At 68.1% G+C, this 16,353-nt stretch carries 18 protein-coding genes; 6 read left to right on the plus strand and 12 right to left on the minus strand.

The annotated features are described in order from the left end of the window. Window positions 1-48 precede the first annotated feature (48 nt). Both A5784_RS09500 and A5784_RS09505 read left to right on the plus strand, forming a co-directional pair. On the plus strand, window positions 49-639 hold the full coding sequence (locus A5784_RS09500) for a hypothetical protein (protein WP_064944602.1): 591 nt from the start codon (window positions 49-51) through the stop codon (window positions 637-639). A gap of 28 nt (window positions 640-667) precedes the next feature. Then, window positions 668-1,447, plus strand: coding sequence for a site-2 protease family protein (locus A5784_RS09505; RefSeq protein WP_064944604.1), 780 nt, complete (start codon window positions 668-670; stop codon window positions 1,445-1,447). Between the two features lie 5 nt (window positions 1,448-1,452). On the opposite strand, the gene A5784_RS09510 is transcribed toward A5784_RS09505, so the two are convergent. Beyond that, window positions 1,453-1,884: a hypothetical protein gene (locus tag A5784_RS09510; RefSeq protein ID WP_064944722.1), complete on the minus strand. Its 432-nt coding sequence runs from the start codon at window positions 1,882-1,884 to the stop codon at window positions 1,453-1,455. Window positions 1,885-2,009: 125 nt separating this feature from the next. Between A5784_RS09510 and A5784_RS09515 the strand changes: the two genes are divergently transcribed. Further along, window positions 2,010-2,906 (plus strand): cation diffusion facilitator family transporter, encoded by an 897-nt coding sequence (locus A5784_RS09515; RefSeq protein ID WP_064944606.1) that lies wholly within the window; start codon window positions 2,010-2,012, stop codon window positions 2,904-2,906. 73 nt (window positions 2,907-2,979) lie between these two features. Here A5784_RS09515 and A5784_RS09520 read toward each other — a convergent pair whose 3' ends face one another. Further along, the gene (locus tag A5784_RS09520; protein WP_064944608.1) at window positions 2,980-3,396 is read right to left on the minus strand and encodes a DUF3151 domain-containing protein; all 417 of its coding nucleotides are present in this window, start codon (window positions 3,394-3,396) and stop codon (window positions 2,980-2,982) included. Between the two features lie 64 nt (window positions 3,397-3,460). On the opposite strand from A5784_RS09520, the gene A5784_RS09525 reads away from it, so the two are divergent. After that, window positions 3,461-4,222, plus strand: coding sequence for an Rv0361 family membrane protein (locus A5784_RS09525; RefSeq protein ID WP_064944610.1), 762 nt, complete (start codon window positions 3,461-3,463; stop codon window positions 4,220-4,222). A gap of 10 nt (window positions 4,223-4,232) precedes the next feature. Here A5784_RS09525 and fbaA read toward each other — a convergent pair whose 3' ends face one another. Further along, on the minus strand, window positions 4,233-5,270 hold the full coding sequence (gene fbaA, locus A5784_RS09530; protein ID WP_064944723.1) for a class II fructose-bisphosphate aldolase: 1,038 nt from the start codon (window positions 5,268-5,270) through the stop codon (window positions 4,233-4,235). A 136-nt stretch (window positions 5,271-5,406) separates the two neighbouring features. On the opposite strand from fbaA, the gene A5784_RS09535 reads away from it, so the two are divergent. Beyond that, window positions 5,407-6,054 carry a DedA family protein gene (locus A5784_RS09535; protein WP_064944724.1) on the plus strand — a complete coding sequence of 216 codons (648 nt, stop codon included), beginning with the start codon at window positions 5,407-5,409 and terminating at the stop codon, window positions 6,052-6,054. On the opposite strand, the gene A5784_RS09540 is transcribed toward A5784_RS09535, so the two are convergent. From A5784_RS09540 to A5784_RS09575, 8 genes are read right to left on the minus strand one after another with little or no spacing between them, the layout of a single operon-like run. Beyond that, the gene (locus tag A5784_RS09540) at window positions 6,051-7,238 is read right to left on the minus strand and encodes a vWA domain-containing protein (protein WP_064944612.1); all 1,188 of its coding nucleotides are present in this window, start codon (window positions 7,236-7,238) and stop codon (window positions 6,051-6,053) included. The genes A5784_RS09535 and A5784_RS09540 overlap by 4 nt on opposite strands. Then, a complete protein-coding gene (locus A5784_RS09545) occupies window positions 7,235-7,867 on the minus strand; it encodes an SRPBCC family protein (protein ID WP_064944615.1) in 633 nt (210 codons plus the stop codon). The genes A5784_RS09540 and A5784_RS09545 overlap by 4 nt, the downstream gene beginning before the upstream one ends. Next, complete coding sequence (locus tag A5784_RS09550; protein WP_064944725.1) at window positions 7,864-8,751, minus strand: AAA family ATPase; 888 nt, start codon at window positions 8,749-8,751, stop codon at window positions 7,864-7,866. The genes A5784_RS09545 and A5784_RS09550 overlap by 4 nt, the downstream gene beginning before the upstream one ends. After that, entirely contained in the window at window positions 8,741-9,526 is a 786-nt protein-coding gene (locus tag A5784_RS09555; protein WP_064944617.1) for an XdhC family protein, read from the minus strand. The genes A5784_RS09550 and A5784_RS09555 overlap by 11 nt, the downstream gene beginning before the upstream one ends. A 12-nt stretch (window positions 9,527-9,538) precedes the next feature. Continuing rightward, on the minus strand, window positions 9,539-11,938 hold the full coding sequence (locus A5784_RS09560; RefSeq protein WP_064944726.1) for an aerobic carbon-monoxide dehydrogenase large subunit: 2,400 nt from the start codon (window positions 11,936-11,938) through the stop codon (window positions 9,539-9,541). Next, complete coding sequence (locus A5784_RS09565; protein ID WP_064944619.1) at window positions 11,935-12,411, minus strand: (2Fe-2S)-binding protein; 477 nt, start codon at window positions 12,409-12,411, stop codon at window positions 11,935-11,937. The genes A5784_RS09560 and A5784_RS09565 overlap by 4 nt, the downstream gene beginning before the upstream one ends. A 17-nt stretch (window positions 12,412-12,428) precedes the next feature. After that, window positions 12,429-13,304, minus strand: coding sequence for an FAD binding domain-containing protein (locus A5784_RS09570; protein WP_064944621.1), 876 nt, complete (start codon window positions 13,302-13,304; stop codon window positions 12,429-12,431). A 55-nt stretch (window positions 13,305-13,359) separates the two neighbouring features. Continuing rightward, on the minus strand, window positions 13,360-14,529 hold the full coding sequence (locus A5784_RS09575; RefSeq protein WP_082944732.1) for an XdhC family protein: 1,170 nt from the start codon (window positions 14,527-14,529) through the stop codon (window positions 13,360-13,362). Between the two features lie 22 nt (window positions 14,530-14,551). On the opposite strand from A5784_RS09575, the gene A5784_RS09580 reads away from it, so the two are divergent. Next, on the plus strand, window positions 14,552-15,508 hold the full coding sequence (locus A5784_RS09580) for a LysR family transcriptional regulator (protein ID WP_064944625.1): 957 nt from the start codon (window positions 14,552-14,554) through the stop codon (window positions 15,506-15,508). Between the two features lie 30 nt (window positions 15,509-15,538). Here the strand turns inward: A5784_RS09580 and A5784_RS09585 are convergent, their stop codons facing one another. Continuing rightward, window positions 15,539-16,168: a TetR/AcrR family transcriptional regulator gene (locus tag A5784_RS09585; RefSeq protein ID WP_064944628.1), complete on the minus strand. Its 630-nt coding sequence runs from the start codon at window positions 16,166-16,168 to the stop codon at window positions 15,539-15,541. Window positions 16,169-16,353 lie beyond the last annotated feature (185 nt).

Genomic DNA, 16,353 nt, shown 5'->3' on the forward strand with positions numbered 1-16,353 from the left:
CGCAGCCGGTAGGTCACCTTATCCCAGCGCACGCGAGGAGCACACATTTTGTCCAACCAGACGCCCGATGCGCCTGGTGTCGCAGTCTTCGGCAGCGCCGTGCCGAGTCCGCTGCGCGGCCTGCCGACCGTCGAGCTCGACGGCGTCGCCACCCGGCGCCGGGTCATCGTCGCAGGTGGAACGGCCGAGCTGGCCGCTGTGCTGACCGCGTTGCTGCGGGCCGAGCGGCTCGATGTCGAGGTTGCCCATGCCACCGGCTACCTGTCCGCACGTCGTGCACTCCGTGCCCCGGCCCGCCGCGTGCCACTGATCCGCGACGAGACCGGGGCGGTCATCGTGTCCGCTGCCCAGTGGCGGGGCGTCGACGGCGGGCCACTGCACGGCGAGGCGGTGGTCGACGATCATCTGCTGTTCGACGGCGACGTCCCGGGTGTGCGGGTGGAACCCACGCTCGCCATGCCCGGTCTGCGCGCGGCCGTGCTCACCGAACGCGGGCGCCCCCGCACCTGGGTCACCGGGCGGGCCGCCCAGCTGGGCACCACCGGTGCCCAGGTCACGCGTGACGGCGTGGCGGTGCCGCGCAAGGTGCGCCGTTCGACGTTCTACCGCCACACCGAGGGTTGGCTACGGGTCGGCTGAGCAGCGCAGCAACCGGTAGCGTCGAATCGTGAACATCCGTCCGCTGCATCAATCGGTGCGCCCGAGCCCGGTCTTCCTGGCCGTCGTCGCCATCACCGCCGCGGGCGGCGTGGCCGCGTGGCTGGCCGGCGACACCGTGCGGCCGCTGTCCTACGCCGGTGTGTTCGTGCTGGTGGTGGCGGGCTGGCTGGTGTCGCTGTGCCTGCACGAATTCGGGCACGCGTTCACGGCGTGGCGCTTCGGCGACCATGACGTCGCGGTGCGCGGCTACCTGACCCTCAACCCACTCAAGTATTCGCACCCCATGCTGTCGCTGGGTTTGCCCGTGCTGTTCATCGCGCTCGGCGGTATCGGGTTTCCCGGCGGGGCGGTGTACGTGCGCACGTCGTGGATGACGGCCCGCCAGCGAACGATCGTGAGCCTGGCCGGCCCGGCGGCCAACCTGGTGCTCGCGGTCCTGCTGCTCACGGCCACCCGGTTGTTCTACGACCCGGCGCACGGCGTGTTCTGGTCCGGGCTGGCATTCCTGGGTTTCCTGCAGGTCACCGCGCTGGTGCTGAACCTGCTGCCGATCCCGGGACTGGACGGCTACAGCGCGCTGGAACCCCACCTGAGCCCCGAGACGCAACGCGCACTTGAGCCGGCCAAGCAGTGGAGTTTCTTCATCCTGCTGATCCTGCTCATCACGCCGGCCCTCAACCGGTGGTTCTTCGGCCTGGTCTACTGGGCCTGCGAACTGTCCGGTGTGCCGCGATTCCTGATGCAGATCGGCGGGCAGCTGACGCGGTTCTGGTCAGCCTGGATGTAGCAGGCCTAGAGGTCGGCGAGCACTGCCCGCAGCGCGTCGGCGAGGCCACCGCGGCCCGGTACGTAGAACGGCCCGACACCGTCGGCGAGCAGCATCCGCAACCGCGCCACCCCGTGCGCGCGCACCGGCCGAGGGCCTTCCAGCCGCAGCCGGATCTCCTCGATCTGGTCGACGGCCGACATCACCGCGCCGAGGTGCGTCGGGATCCGCGACGAATAGAAAATCGGGTCGGCTTCTGCTCGCTGCACCGCCAGGCCCAGCGTCTCGGCCAGCTCATGGCGGTGCCGATCGGAGGTCAGCCGCTCGACGTGCATGGCCAACGCGCTGCCCGGCTCGATGATCACGCCGTCGAGGAGCTGCTGGTCGTAGCGCCAGGCGAACACCCGCGCAGCCAGCCGGGCCAGCGCGGATCCATCGAAGGCGTTGTCGTAACTCATCTCGAACAGCACAACGGGCGCGCTCGCTGCGCAATTCCGAAACTGCGGCGAAGGTGACAGGCTCGCCGAACCCGTGGCGAACGTGACACTTGCGACATATGCGAGTATGCGCATATATTGCGTCCATGGGTGCAGGCCACGATCACAGCCATTCGACGGACACGCGCGTCAGCCGCATGGTCATGGCTGCCGCCATCCTGTCGATCTTCTTCGTCGTCGAACTGGTCACCGCGCTGACCATCAACTCCATCGCGCTGCTCGCGGACGCCGGACACATGCTGACCGACCTGGTCGCGATGTTCATGGGCCTGACGGCGGTGCTGCTGGCCCGCAAGGGCAGCTCATCGCCGGCCCGCACGTACGGCTGGCACCGCGCCGAGGTGTTCACCGCCGTCGCCAACGCCGTACTGCTGCTCGGCGTCGCGGGTTTCATCCTCTACGAGGCGTTCGAACGGCTCGGCGACGCACCAGACATTCCCGGTGTGCCGATGATCGTCGTGGCGCTCGTCGGGCTGCTGGCCAACGCCGTCGTGGTGCTGATGCTGCGCTCGCACTCCGAAAGCAGCCTCGCGGTCAAGGGTGCGTACATGGAGGTGGTCGCCGACACCGTCGGCAGCATCGGGGTGCTGATCGCCGGCATCGTCACGGTCACCACCGGATGGCCCTACGCCGACGTGGTGGTCGCGGTGCTGGTGGCGCTGTGGGTGCTGCCCCGCGCCATCTCCCTGGCGCGCGCCGCGCTGCGCATCCTGAGCGAGTCCTCGCCCCGCCACATCGACGTCGAGGAGCTGCGCAGCGCGCTCGGCGAGGTGGTCGGCGTCACCGGTGTGCACGATCTGCACGTGTGGACGCTCGTGCCCGGCAAAGACATGGTCACCGCACACCTAACCAGCACCGCCGACGCGGCAGCAGTGCTCGACGGCGCCCGCGCGGTGCTCACCGCTCGTGGCCTGGAACACGCCACGGTGCAGGTGGAGGCGCCCGGCACGAGCGGGGACTGCCCCTGCGAATCGACGTGGTGACCCTGCGTGAGGACCCGGGCACCGAGCAGGTGCCGGGCCGCGTCGCTTAGACCCTTAGACCCCCTCGGGCCGGTCAGCCCAGCCCGAGCTCGGCGCGCGCCGACGGATCGCAGTCGTCGAGCAGGTCAAGGCACCGCTGGAACTCGTCGGTCTCGCCGATGTCGTCGGCCGCGCGGGCCAGCGCCGCGACACAACGCAGGAATCCCTGATTGGGCTCATGGCTGAACGGCACCGGGCCGAAGCCCTTCCACCCGTTGCGGCGCAGCTGGTCCAACCCGCGGTGGTAGCCCGTGCGGGCATAGGCGTAGGCGGTCACCGCCTTGTCGTCTGCGAGCGCGTCCTCGGCCAGCACGGCCCACGCGATCGATGCCGACGGATGCGCCGCAGCCACCACAGCGGGCTTCTCCCCCGCCGCGAGTTCATCCTCGGCATCGGGGTCGCCCGGGAGCAACACTGGATCCGGTCCTAGCAGATCACCCATCCGCGTCATGGGCCTATTGTGCACCGGCCTATAAGCTCCACCGGTAGCGACGTACGGGAGGACCGCAACAGGGATGTCGAATCCATCGGAGCCGGACGACGCCGGTAGGCCGGGGCGAGCAGACGACCAGACCGAGCAGATGAGGGTGGACGCCGAGTCCGAGGCCACCACCGAGATCATCGGCTCCGCGACCGCCATGACGGAAGCGGCGCAGCAGCACGACGAACGACGCTTCACCGCCCCATCGGGTTTTGACGGTTCGACGCAGAAGATCGACACCCCGCCGGACCCGGAAACCGAGGTGTTCGCCCCACCGACGGCAAAGGCCGCGGCTCCCCAGATGATTCCGCCGCGGGACGGGGCGCCGCCACCGCCCGCGTCCGAGGCGCCGTCCCGGCGCAGTTGGGGCTGGGTGATCGCGGTCCTGCTGGTGATCGCCGCGCTGGTGGCCATCGCGATCCTGGGCACCGTGCTGCTCACCCGCAACTCCACGGCGTCGGCGCAGGAAGACAAGGTGCGCGCGACCATAGAGAACTTCGACGCCGCGGTCCAGAGCGGTGATCTGGCCACCCTGCGGTCCATCACCTGCGGCAGCACGCGCGACAACTACGTCAACTACGACCAGCAGGCCTGGGATGAAACCCATGCCCGGGTGGCGGCGGCCAAGCAGTACCCCGTGGTGTCCAGCGTCGACCAGGTGGTGGTCCACGACGACCACGCCGAGGCCAACGTCACCACCTTCATGGCGTTCGCGCCTCAGACGCGGTCGACGCGCAGCTTCGACCTGCAGTTCCGCGACGATCAGTGGAAGATCTGCCAGGCCCCCACGGGCTGACCAGCCCTGACTAGCCTGCGGTCACGCTGCGGCCCGCGCTGTGCAGGTCGTTGCAGGCCTCGGTCACGCGCTCGGTCATGGAGGCCTCGGCCTTCTTGAGGTAGGTGCGCGGGTCGTAGGTCTTCTTGTTGCCAACCTCGCCGTCGACCTTGAGCACACCGTCGTAATTGGTGAACATGTGCGCGGCGATCGGACGGGTGAAGGCGTACTGCGTATCGGTGTCGACGTTCATCTTCACCACGCCGTACTTCAGCGAATCCTCGATCTCGGACTTGAGCGAACCTGAGCCGCCGTGGAAGACGAAGTCGAAAGGCTTTGCGTCGCTGGACAATCCGAGCTTCTTCGCGGCTACCCGCTGCCCCTCGGCCAGCACCTCGGGCTTGAGCACCACGTTGCCGGGCTTGTACACACCGTGCACGTTGCCGAACGTCGCCGCCAGCAGGTACCGGCCCTTCTCACCGGCGCCCAGGGCGTCGATGGTCTTCTCGAAGTCCTCCGGGCTGGTGTAGAGCTTCTCGTTGATCTCGGCTTCGACGCCGTCCTCCTCGCCGCCGACCACGCCGATCTCCACCTCGAGGATGATCTTGGCGGCCGCAGCGAGCTTGAGCAGGTCCTGGGCGATGGCCAGGTTCTCGTCGATCGGTATCGCCGAGCCGTCCCACATGTGCGACTGGAACAGCGGGTTGCGCCCGGCGGCCACCCGCTCGGCGGAGATGGCCAGCAGCGGCCGGACATAGGTGTCCAGCTTGTCCTTGGGACAGTGGTCGGTGTGCAGCGCGACGGTGATCGGATACTTGTCGGCGATCACGTGGGCGAACTCGGCCAGCGCAACAGCGCCGGTGACCATGTCCTTGACCCCCAGGCCCGAGCCGAACTCCGCACCACCGGTGGAGAACTGGATGATGCCGTCACTGCCCGCATCGGCGAAGCCCTTGATTGCCGCGTTGATGCTCTCCGACCCGACGCAGTTGATCGCAGGGAACGCGAACGAATGCTCCTTGGCCCGGCCCAGCATCTCGGCGTAGACCTCGGGAGTGGCGATGGGCATGACAGTGTCCTTTCCTGTCCCATGCTGATTGTTGCGGCGCAGGTTCTCGCAGGTGCGGGGCGGTGACAGGGCGCAGGTACCCTTGGGACTCGTGATCGCCACCGCCATCCCAGAGGTTACGACCAATCTGGCGCTGATGCCGAGTTTCATGGATCCGCTCAACCTCATCGGATACTTCGGCGCGTGGGCGCTGGTCGGCATCCTCGTGGTGGTGTTCGTCGAGTCCGGAGTCCTGTTCCCGATCCTGCCCGGCGACTCGCTGTTGTTCGTGGCGGGCATGCTCGCGGCGGGCACCGCGGCCCGGGGAATCGACGCCCAGGCGAACTTCCAGCTGTGGCAGCTGCTGGTGTTCATCCCGCTCGCCGCGATCCTCGGTGGGCAGGTCGGCTATTTCATCGGGCGCACCATCGGCACGTCGATGTTCAAGCCCGACGCGAAGGTGCTCAAACAGCGCTATCTCGACGAGGCACATGCGTTCTTCGAGCAGCGTGGCCCGTTCGCCATCGTGATCGCGCGTTTCGTGCCGATCGTGCGGACCCTGGCCCCATTGACCGCGGGCGCCGCGAAGATGCGCTATTCGGTGTTCACGACCTTCAACGTCCTGGGTGCGGTGGTCTGGGGCGTCGGCCTGATCCTGCTGGGTTACTGGCTGGGCCAGTTCACCATCATCCAGAAGCTGCTGGAACCCATCTTCATCGTCATCGTGCTCGCCTCGGTCGCACCGATGTTCTTCGAGTGGCTCAAGCGTCGCCGCGCGGCGAAGGACGCCACCGAGACCTCTTAGCCGAGCGCGTCGAACAGTTCCCGCAGCCCGGCGAGGCTGTGCGCGGACAGCACGTGGTCGCAGAACGGCAGCGCCGCGGCCATCGCCCCGGCGAGCGGGGCGAATCCGGGGGCGGCTGCGCGAGGGTTGAGCCAGATCACCAGGTGTGCGCGACGCCGTAGCCGGCTCATGGCGTGGCGCAGCGTGTCCGGCTCGTCGGCGTCCCAGCCGTCCGAGGCGATCACCACGACAGCCCCCCGCAGGGCGTTGCCGTGCGGAGGTGTGAGCAGGGTGTTGATCGACCGGCCCACGTGAGTGCCGCCGTACCGGTCCGTCACCTTGTCGTTGGCCCGGGCCAGGGCGGTCTCGGCGCTTCGGTGTGACAGGGCCGCGGTGAGCCGCGTCAGCGTGGTCGCGAACGCGAACACCTCGGGACGCAGGCCCGTGGAACGCAGTGCCGTCGCCCGCATCAGGTGCAGGTAGACCGTGGCGTACGGCTGCATCGAACCGCTGACATCGCAGACCAGGACCACCCGGCGCGGCCGCGCCCGCCTGCGGGTGCGGGCCACCCGAAGTGGCTCCCATCCGGTCGTGCGAGATGCCTTGATGGTCGCGCGCAGATCGACGTGCCGACCGGCCGGGTGGCGTTGACGACGCAGGGTGCGCCGCTGCGGCCAGCGGGTTTGCGCGCTCTGCAGCCACACTCCGATGCGACGCAGCTCGTCGGCGTCGAATTGGTCGAACGGCGTGTCGGCGTGCGTGACGAGCCGGCTCGGCAGCAGGTCCGGCAGCGCATTGCCCGCGGGTGCCTGGGCAGCCCCGGCGAGCGCGGCGGGTCGCGTGGTCCACGGCAGCCCGGAACCGCCCTCGGCCGAGTTCGAGTCGGTGGTGGGCCGCCCCGCGAGAGTCAGCGCCGGGTCCACAGGGCGTTTCAGGCTCACCGGATCGAGACTGAGCACGGCGTCGCCGAACACCACATCGAATACCACGTCGAACGCCGCAACGTCGTCGACGCGGCTCACCAGCGTCAGCCGCGCTGCCCAGTACAGCTGGGAACGGTGTGCGGGAGCCAGGATGTGCATGGCCTGCACCAGGCCGGCCGATCCGACAGCCGACACTGCTACTCCGGCGCCACGCAACCGGTCGACCAGGGCGACCGCGAACGCGGCGAGGTCGACCCCACGCAGGAGGTACGGACTCGTCATCGACGGGCGCGGGCCATCCGTAACCGCCCGATGGTGAACACCACGACAGCCACCAGGAACGCCACCGCGACCCGGGGACCGTACTGCCTCAAGGCGCTGCCGCCGGCGAGGTCGAGAAGGTCGATCGGCTGCAGGTCTGCTGTCGGCGGTGCGGGGGCGACGGGTGCGTCGGCCGCCGCAGGTTGGTCGGCGGCGAGCTTGGCCTCCAACGAGTCGACGAACTGGCCCAGCAGCTTCTCGGACACCTGCTGCAACATGCCGCTGCCGAACTGCGCGAGCTTTCCGACGACCTTGAGATCGGTGTCGACGGTGACCCGGGTCGTCTGGCCCGCGTCGTGCAATCGGGCGGTGACCGTGGCGGCGGCGTTGCCGGTGCCGCGGGCTTCCTTGCCCTTGGCGTCGATGACGGCGCGATGCTCGTCGCGGTTCTGCTCGACGAAGCGCACCTTGCCGCTGAACTCACTGGTCACCGGGCCCACCTTGACCTTGACCTTGCCCAGTACGTCGTCGCCGTCCTGCCCGGTCAACTGTGCACCGGGCATCAGCGGGACCACTTGGTCGAGATCGGTGAGCAGATCCCACGCGTCCTCTATCGGCACACTGACGGTGAACTCGTTGGCGATCTTCATAGTGCGCTCCCTCTCAGTTCCAGCATGGCGTCGTGCAGGATTCGGCTGTCGTCAGGGGTTTTGGCCAGGGCGCCGAGTGTGCCCAGCGCGGCAGGAACGACCAGGTCCCCGACCCCGAGAGCGACCAGTGCGGCCACCCAGTCGATGGTTTCCGCGATGCCCGGGGGTTTGTCCAAGTCGAGATCGCGTGCGGCACCGACGAACTGGGCCGCACGTTCGATGAGTGCATCGGCGGCGCCGGGCACAGTGCGGCGCACGATCGCGACGGCCGTGACCCGGTCGGGGTATTCGATCCAGTGGTAGAGGCAGCGCCGGCGCAAGGCGTCATGCAGGTCGCGACTGCGGTTGGAGGTCAGCACCACGATCGGCGGCTGCTCGGCAACGAACGTCCCGAGCTCGGGCACGGTGACCGCGGCCTCGCCGAGGAATTCCAGCAACAGCGCCTCGAATTCGTCATCGGCACGGTCGATCTCGTCGACGAGCAGCACCGGCGGGTTCGGCCCGCGGTGCCGGACACTCTGCAGGATGGGCCGGTCGACGAGATACGCCTCGGTGTAGAGGTCGGATTCGCCGATTGCCTGTCCGCCGTGAGCCTCCGCCAACCGGATCGAGAGCAGCTGGCGCTGGTAGTTCCAGTCATAGAGGGCCTCGGCGGCCGTCAACCCCTCGTAGCACTGCAACCGAATCAACGGGGTATCAAGCACTGCGGCAAGGGTTTTGGCGGCGGTCGTCTTACCGACACCGGGTTCGCCCTCCAACAGCAGTGGCCGGCCCATGGTCACCGCCAGGTAGATCGCCGTCGCGGTACCCTCGCCGAGCAGGTAGTCGTGGCCGTCGAAACGCCGCACCACATCGGCGACGCTGCCGAATGGTTCAGTGGCCATGCGCATCGCAGTGGTGTTCGGCGGACGGCCCGGCGTGAGTATCGAACGAACGCTCCGCGAGGCCACCGACCCGGATGCCCTGGATCACCTCGGCCACGATGGACACTGCGATCTCGGCGGGAGTTTTCGCGCCGATGGACAGCCCGACCGGGGTGTGCACGCGCGCACGTTCGGCCTCCGACAGCTGCATGGCATCCAGGATCGAAGTGCCCCGCACCCGGCTGGCCACCAGACCGACATACCCCACCCCGGCATCCAGTGCGGCCCTGATGATCTCGGCCTCGGGGCCACCGAGGCTCGCGATGACGACCGCGGTGGTGTCACCGAAATCGGCGCCGTCGACGCCTGCCGGACGGCGCACGTCGTAGCCGAGCACCGCGCACAGGTCGACCACGCGGTCGCCTACGGGTGTGGCCCCGACGATCTGCACCAGGGGCGCAGGCACTTCGGGCGCCAGGAAGATCTCCAGCGCACCTCCGGACAGGCACGGGTTGACCACGACGCACGCGCCCGGGGCCTCCGGGAAATGCACATCACCGTCCGGCAGCACCCGCAACAGCACGCTCTGACCGACCTGCAGGGCCCCCAATGCGGCCTTGCGTACCGAGTTTTGGGCACACTGCCCGCCGACGAACCCCTCGATGGTGCCGTCGGCAAGCAGGATCGCCTCGTCGCCGGCATGGGCCGAGGCGGGCGGCTGCGCGCGCACCACCGTGGCGTGCACAAAAGGGGTTCGGGCCTGTCGCAGTTGCGCGACCCGATCGGTCAGCGTCATCGGCGTCTCCCTCTAGATAGGCGGTCTGGCCCGGCCCTGCATGGCCTCCCACACCCGCGACGGCGTCAACGGCATGTCGGCGTGCCTAACCCCGAACGGCGCCAACGCATCCACGACGGCGTTCACGACGGCGGGCGGCGAACCGACCGTGGCGGACTCACCGATACCCTTCGCGCCGATGGGGTGGTGCGGCGACGGGGTCACGGTGTGGCCGGTCTCGAAGTGCGGTACTTCCATCGCGGTCGGGATGAGGTAGTCCATCAGCGATCCGCCCAGGCAATTGCCGTCCTCGTCGAACGCGATCATCTCCATCAGCGCCATGCCGATGCCGTCGACCAGGCCGCCGTGCACCTGCCCTTCGATGATCATCGGGTTGATCCGGGTACCGCAGTCGTCGACCGCGAGGAACCGGCGCACTTTGACCACCGCCGTGCCGGGATCGACGTCGACGACGCAGAAGTACGCCCCGTACGGATAAGTGAGATTCTCTGGGTTGTAACAGATCTGGGCGTCGAGCCCGCCTTCCAGCCCCTCCGGCAGATCCCCCGCGCCGTGGGCCCGCATCGCGATGTCCTGGATGGTCACCGACGCCGTGGGGTCGCCCTTGACGTGGAAGCTGCCCTTGTCCCACTCGAGGTCGGCAACGGAGGCTTCCAGCATGCCCGAGGCGATGATCTTGGCCTTGTCGCGCACCTTGCGGGCGACCAACGCAGCTGCCGCACCCGACACCGGGGTGGACCGGCTGCCGTAGGTGCCCAGGCCGAACGGCGTCTGATCGGTGTCGCCGTGCACGACGTCGATGTCCTCGGGCGGGATACCGAGTTCCTCGGCGACGATCTGCGCGAACGTCGTCTCGTGCCCCTGCCCCTGCGTCTGGACACTCAAGCGCACCACGGCTTTTCCGGTCGGATGCACCCGCAGCTCACAGCCGTCGGCCATGCCGAGCCCCAGGATGTCCATGTCCTTGCGCGGCCCGGCGCCCACGGCCTCGGTGAAGAACGACATGCCGATGCCCATGAGTTCACCGCGCTCGCGCTTCTCCCGCTGTTCGGCTCGCAGTCCGTCGTAGTCGATCATCTCCATCGCCAGGCGCATGGTCTTCTCGTACTCGCCGGAGTCGTACACCCAGCCGGTCTTCGACTTGTACGGGAACTGCTCGGGCTTCAACAGGTTTCGCAGCCGCAGCTCGGCGGGATCCATCTTGAGCTCGAACGCCAGGCAATCCACCAGACGCTCGACGAAGTACACGGCCTCGGTGATGCGGAACGAGCACGCGTACGCCACGCCACCGGGCGCCTTGTTGGTGTACACCGCGGTCATGTGGCAGTAGGCGGCCTCGATGTCGTAGCTGCCGGTGAACACCCCGAAGAAGCCGGCGGGGTACTTCGTCGGGGCGGCAGTGCCGTTGAACGCGCCGTGGTCGGCCAGTACATTGGACCGGATCGCGAGGATCTTGCCGTCACTGCGCGCGGCGATCTCACCGACCATGATGTAGTCACGCGCAAAGCCTGTGCTGGTGAGGTTTTCGCTGCGGTCTTCCATCCACTTGACGGGCTTACCGAGCAGCAGCGAGCCGACGATCGCGCACACATAGCCGGGATAGATCGGCACCTTGTTGCCGAATCCGCCACCGATGTCGGGGGAGATCACCCGGATCTTGTGCTCGGGCAGACCTGCGACCAGTGCGTACAGCGTGCGGTGCGCGTGCGGGGCCTGCGAGGTGCACCAGAGTGTCAGCTTGCCGGATACGGGGTCCAGATCGGCCACCGCACCGCAGGTTTCCATCGGTGCGGGATGCACCCGCGGATAGACGATTTCCTGCTTGACCACCACGTCGGCCGTCGCAAACACCGCCTCGGTGGCGGCGGCGTCACCGGTCTCCCAGTCGAAGCAGTGATTGTCGGTCTTGCCGTCGAGGTCGGTGCGAATCACCGGGGCATCGGCGTCCAGCGCGTGCCTGGCATCGATCACGGGATCCAGCGGGTCGTACTCGACGTCGATGAGCTCCAAGGCATCCCGCGCCGAGTAGCGGTCCTCGGCGACGACGAAGGCCACCTCCTGGCCCTGGAACCGCACCTTGTCGGTCGCCAGCACGGCCTGCACATCATTGGACAGGGTCGGCATCCACGCCAGGCCCTTGCCCGCCAGGTCCGCGCCGGTCACGACGGCCTTGACCTTCGGATGCGCCTGCGCCGCACTGACATCGACGCTGACGATCCGGGCGTGGGCGTACGGCGAGCGGAGTATCGCCAGGTGCAGCATGCCGGGCAGCTTCACGTCGTCGACATAGTTGCCGCGACCGCGGATGAACCGCGGGTCCTCCTTGCGCAGCATCCTGCCGTGCCCGCAGGGCTTCTCGTCGTTGACGGCGGTGTCCTCGGGCCGGTCGACCGGGTTTTCCAAAGTGGTCACGCCTTCGCCTCCTCCCGGGCATGCCGCGCCGCCCACTGCACGGAGCGCACGATCGTGGTGTAGCCGGTGCATCGACAGATCTGGCCCGAAATGGCTTCGCGGATCTCGGCTTCGGTCGGGTCCGGATTGCGGTCCAGCAGGGCTCGCGCGGTGATCATCATGCCCGGGGTGCAGAAGCCGCACTGCAGGCCGTGACACTGCATGAACCCCTCTTGTACCGGGTCCAGCCGGCCGTCGACCTCCATACCCTCGACCGTGCGCACCGCGTGCCCGGACGCCATCGCGGCCAGCATGGTGCACGATTTCACCGGTTGACCGTCGACGTCCACGACGCACGTGCCGCAGTTGGATGTGTCACAGCCCCAATGGGTTCCGGTCAAGCCCAGCTCGTCACGCAGGAAGTGCACCAGCAGCATCCGCGGCTCGATCTCAGCGGCGACGGTTTCGCCGTTGACTGTCATGTTGACCTGCATGATCAATTTCCTTCCGGTCATGGGGTGCTGAGTATCCGCTCGACCGCGGTGCGCAACGTGCGGATGGTCAGCTCGGATGCGAGGTGCCGCTTGTAGTCGGCGCTGCCGCGCATGTCGCCGATCGGTTCGCAGGCCTGCGCGGCGGTTGCTCCCGCCGCGGCGAAGGTCTCCTCGGTCGCCGGTCGACCCGCCAGGGAATCCGCCAGCGTGCGCAGCGCCTGAGCGTCGGCGTTGACCGCGGTGAGGCCGATGCGTGCGGCGACGATCGAATCCCCATCGAGTGTCACCTGCGCGCCGGCCGCCGTCACCGCCCAATCCCCCACGCGCCGTTCTACTTTCGCGTACGCACTGGAGGTGCGGTGGCGTACCGGTATCCGCACCTCGATGAGCATCTCGTTGTGGGCCAGCGCGGTCTCGTACGGGCCGACCAGGAAATCGTCGATGGGAATCTCCCGGTCCCCCGATGGTCCGTGCACCAGGCAGACCGCACCGACGACACCGCACACAGTGGTCAGGTCTTCGGCCGGGTCGGCCTGACAGAGCGACCCGCCGAGGGTGCCCCGGTTGCGGACGACGGGGTCGGCGATCACCCGTTCGGCGTCGCGGAAGATGGGGCACACCTGGGCCAGCGGATCTGACTCCAGCACCTCGCGGTGCCGAGCCATGGCCCCGATGCGCACGAGGGTGGGGTCGGTGACGATATAGCCGAGCTCGGCGGCGAGGTCGTTGATGTCGACGAGGTATTCGGGGTTGGCGATCCGCAGCTTCATCATCGGCAGCAGGCTGTGACCGCCTGCGACGATCTTGGCGTCCTCACCCAACCTGTCCAGCAGACCGACGGCGTGGTCGACGCTGGTGGCGCGTTCGTACTCGAAGGGGCCGGGAACTTGCATGTGACCCAGCTCACGCCTGTCTGTCGTCGGCGTCAATAGCGAGTTAAGCGATCACTTAACTCGCCGGTTGGGACACCTGTTGCCCCAGCTCGTGGTGGATCCTGCCGCCGGTTTCGCCCAGGGGCCTGCCGCCGCCGCCCCATCGCCGGGCCACGATCTCCGCCGCGATCGACACTGCGGTCTCCTCCGGGGTCCGGCCACCGAGGTCCAACCCGATCGGGCTGGACAGTCCGGCCAACTCGGCTTCGGTCAGCCCCGCCTCGCGCAGCCGTTGCAGCCGGTCCTCGTGGGTGCGCCGCGATCCCATCGCACCGATGTAGGCGGCCCGGGCGTTCTCGGGTAACCGCAGCGCCACCTCCAGCAGCGGCACGTCGAACTTGGGGTCGTGGGTCAGCACGCAGATCACGGTGCGGGAGTCGATGGCGCCGGCGGCGACCTGCGCGGCCAGGTAGCGATGCGGCCAATCGACGACGACCTCGTCGGCCGTCGGGAACCGCGCCGAGGTGGCGAACACGGGGCGGGCATCACAAACGGTGACGCGGTAGCCCAGGAACGCACCCTGCTGCGCGACCGCGGCGGCGAAGTCGATGGCCCCGAACACGAGCATGCGGGGCCGCGGCGCATGACTCGCGACGAACACCTCCATGCCCTCGCCGCGCCGTTGACCGTCAGGCCCGTAGGTCAGCACCTCACTGCGGCCGGCCGCGAGCAGGCCGCGCGCATCGTCGGTCACCGCGGCGTCCGCCCGTAAAGACCCGAGTGAGCCGTCGACTGGACCGTCCCCCGGGTCGCGGCGCACCACCAGCCGCCTGCCGACCCAGGTCACGTCGGGGTGCGCGATGACCGTCGCGACGGCGACCGGGCGGTGCGCGTCGATGTCGGCAGCGACGGCGTCCAACTCACGAAAAGTGCTCTGCGACACCGGTTCCACGAAGACGTCGAGTATTCCGCCGCACGTCAGCCCGACCTCGAACGCATCATCGTCGCTGACGCCGTAGCGCTGCAGCACAGGGACTGCCGTGGCCAGCACTTCGGACGCCAGTTCGTAGACCGCACCCTCGACACAACCGCCCGACACCGAGCCGCTCACCGTGCCGTCGGCCGCCACCACCATCGCGGCACCGGGCGGGCGCGGGGCCGATCGAGATGTCCGCACCACCGTCGCGAGACCGGCGGTGCCGCCTGCCCGCCAGACTGCTAACAGAGTGCTCAGCACCTCTCTCACGTTTTCAATTTAGGCTGCATACGTGACACCTGCGCAACTGCGTGCATTTTCGGCGGTGGTCAGACTCGGTTCGGTGCGCGCGGCTGCCGAGGAGCTCGGCGTTTCCGATGCCGGGGTGTCGATGCACGTCGCCCAGCTGCGCAAAGAACTCGACGATCCGCTGTTCACCAGGACAGCGGCCGGGCTGGCGTTCACCCCGGGCGGGCTGCGGCTGGCCAGCCGCGCCATCGAGATTCTGGGCCTGCAGCAGCAGACCGCGATCGAGGTGACCGAAGCCGCGCACGGCCGCAGGCTGCTGCGCATCGCGGCGTCGAGCGCCTTCGCCGAGCACGCGGCACCGGGCCTCATCGAACTGTTTTCGTCCCGCGCCGACGACCTTTCGGTCGAGCTCAGCGTGCATCCGACCGGCCAGTTCGCGCATCTGATCACCTCGCGCGCCGTCGACATCGCGCTGGGCCCGGCCCCCGACAGCAACGGCCAGGAACTCGTCGTCCGGCCCTTCCTGAAGTATCAGATCATCACGGTCACCGCACCCGACAGCCCACTGGCCGGCCGCACCCCCACGCCAGGCCTACTTCAGGAACAACACTGGCTGCTGGGCCCGCCAGGCGGCAGCGTCGACGGCGAAATCGCTTCCATGCTGCGCAGTCTCGCGATTCCCGACGCACGCCAACGCATCTTTCAGAGCGATGCCGCCGCGCTCGACGAAGTTCAGCGCGTCGGCGGGCTGACACCGACCATCGGCTTCGCCGTCGCGAAGGATCTGACGAGCGGACGGCTCGTCCACGTCAAGGGCCCAGGCCTGCAGATCTCCGGCGAATGGTCAGCCTCCACCCTGCCCACCGCAGCGCGCCAGCCCGCCGTCTCGGAGCTGGTCCGGTTCATCACCACACCGCGTTGCACGCAGGCGATGATCCGCGGCACGGGCGTGGGGGTGGCCCGGTTCCGGCCGAAAGTGCATGTGACCCTGTGGAGTTGAGCCACAGGTAGACCGCACGTTGAGCGCCGCTCAGGCGCTTTCCCCCCGGCGGACCGCCGATGCCCGTGGAATCAGCGCATCCTGGATGAACTCGACGAGGACTTCTTTCATCGCACTGACCGTCATGTTCGGGGTGCCGGTGAGCACCTGGATCGCCATGCCGTCGGTCAGCGCCGAGAGCCGATGGGCGACGGTGTCGGGGTCGACGTCGGTGCGGAACACCTCCTGACGTTGACCGCGTTCGACGATGCGCCGGATCGTCTCGCGCCACCGTTCGTAATACGCGCCGTGGATGGGGCGAAGCTCGGGACGGATCAGGGCCTCGGCCCAGAACTGAATCCACACCGACCACTCGTCCCTGACCGCGCCCACCCGGGGCAACTGCATGTCGATGAGCTTGAGCAACCTCTGATGGGCGTCATCGATGGCCTTGAGCTCCGCGCTCTGCCTGCCGAAGGCGTGGTCGATCGAATGCTTGAGCGCCGCGGTCAGCACGTCGTTCTTGCCGGGGAAGTAGTAGTGCACCGTGCCGGTACTGGTACCGACGACCTGCGCGATGTCCGATATGCGGACCGCGTGATAACCCCGCTCGGCGATGAGCTGCGCGGCGGCGTCGAGGATCGCGGCCTTCCTGGAATCGTCGGCATTCTCAGCAGTCACGTCGATCTTTTCTTCCCGTAGCTACCTGACTCAGCAATCAAACCACATTTGACAGGTTGACGCGTCAGTCAGATTCGACTCGCGCGTCAGACGCCTCCAATCCCCACGCGACACGCGGGTCCACCTGCGGAAAAACGCACTTTACGTGGACAAATAGTCGATGACCATGTTGTGATCTGCATCAC

It is taken from the genome of Mycobacterium sp. 852013-50091_SCH5140682 (genome assembly GCF_001665685.1).
Classification (GTDB): domain Bacteria; phylum Actinomycetota; class Actinomycetes; order Mycobacteriales; family Mycobacteriaceae; genus Mycobacterium.

Excerpts from the sequence above, each read along its gene's own strand:
- A5784_RS09510 (WP_064944722.1), bottom strand. The coding sequence starts at position 1,884 with ATGAGTTACGACAACGCCTTCGATGGATCCGCGCTGGCCCGGCTGGCT.
- A5784_RS09515 (WP_064944606.1), top strand. The coding sequence starts at position 2,010 with ATGGGTGCAGGCCACGATCACAGCCATTCGACGGACACGCGCGTCAGC.
- A5784_RS09520 (WP_064944608.1), bottom strand. The coding sequence starts at position 3,396 with ATGACGCGGATGGGTGATCTGCTAGGACCGGATCCAGTGTTGCTCCCG.
- A5784_RS09525 (WP_064944610.1), top strand. The coding sequence starts at position 3,461 with ATGTCGAATCCATCGGAGCCGGACGACGCCGGTAGGCCGGGGCGAGCA.
- fbaA (WP_064944723.1), bottom strand. The coding sequence starts at position 5,270 with ATGCCCATCGCCACTCCCGAGGTCTACGCCGAGATGCTGGGCCGGGCC.
- A5784_RS09535 (WP_064944724.1), top strand. The coding sequence starts at position 5,407 with ATGCCGAGTTTCATGGATCCGCTCAACCTCATCGGATACTTCGGCGCG.
- A5784_RS09540 (WP_064944612.1), bottom strand. The coding sequence starts at position 7,238 with ATGACGAGTCCGTACCTCCTGCGTGGGGTCGACCTCGCCGCGTTCGCG.
- A5784_RS09545 (WP_064944615.1), bottom strand. The coding sequence starts at position 7,867 with ATGAAGATCGCCAACGAGTTCACCGTCAGTGTGCCGATAGAGGACGCG.
- A5784_RS09550 (WP_064944725.1), bottom strand. The coding sequence starts at position 8,751 with ATGGCCACTGAACCATTCGGCAGCGTCGCCGATGTGGTGCGGCGTTTC.
- A5784_RS09555 (WP_064944617.1), bottom strand. The coding sequence starts at position 9,526 with ATGACGCTGACCGATCGGGTCGCGCAACTGCGACAGGCCCGAACCCCT.
- A5784_RS09565 (WP_064944619.1), bottom strand. The coding sequence starts at position 12,411 with ATGCAGGTCAACATGACAGTCAACGGCGAAACCGTCGCCGCTGAGATC.
- A5784_RS09570 (WP_064944621.1), bottom strand. The coding sequence starts at position 13,304 with ATGCAAGTTCCCGGCCCCTTCGAGTACGAACGCGCCACCAGCGTCGAC.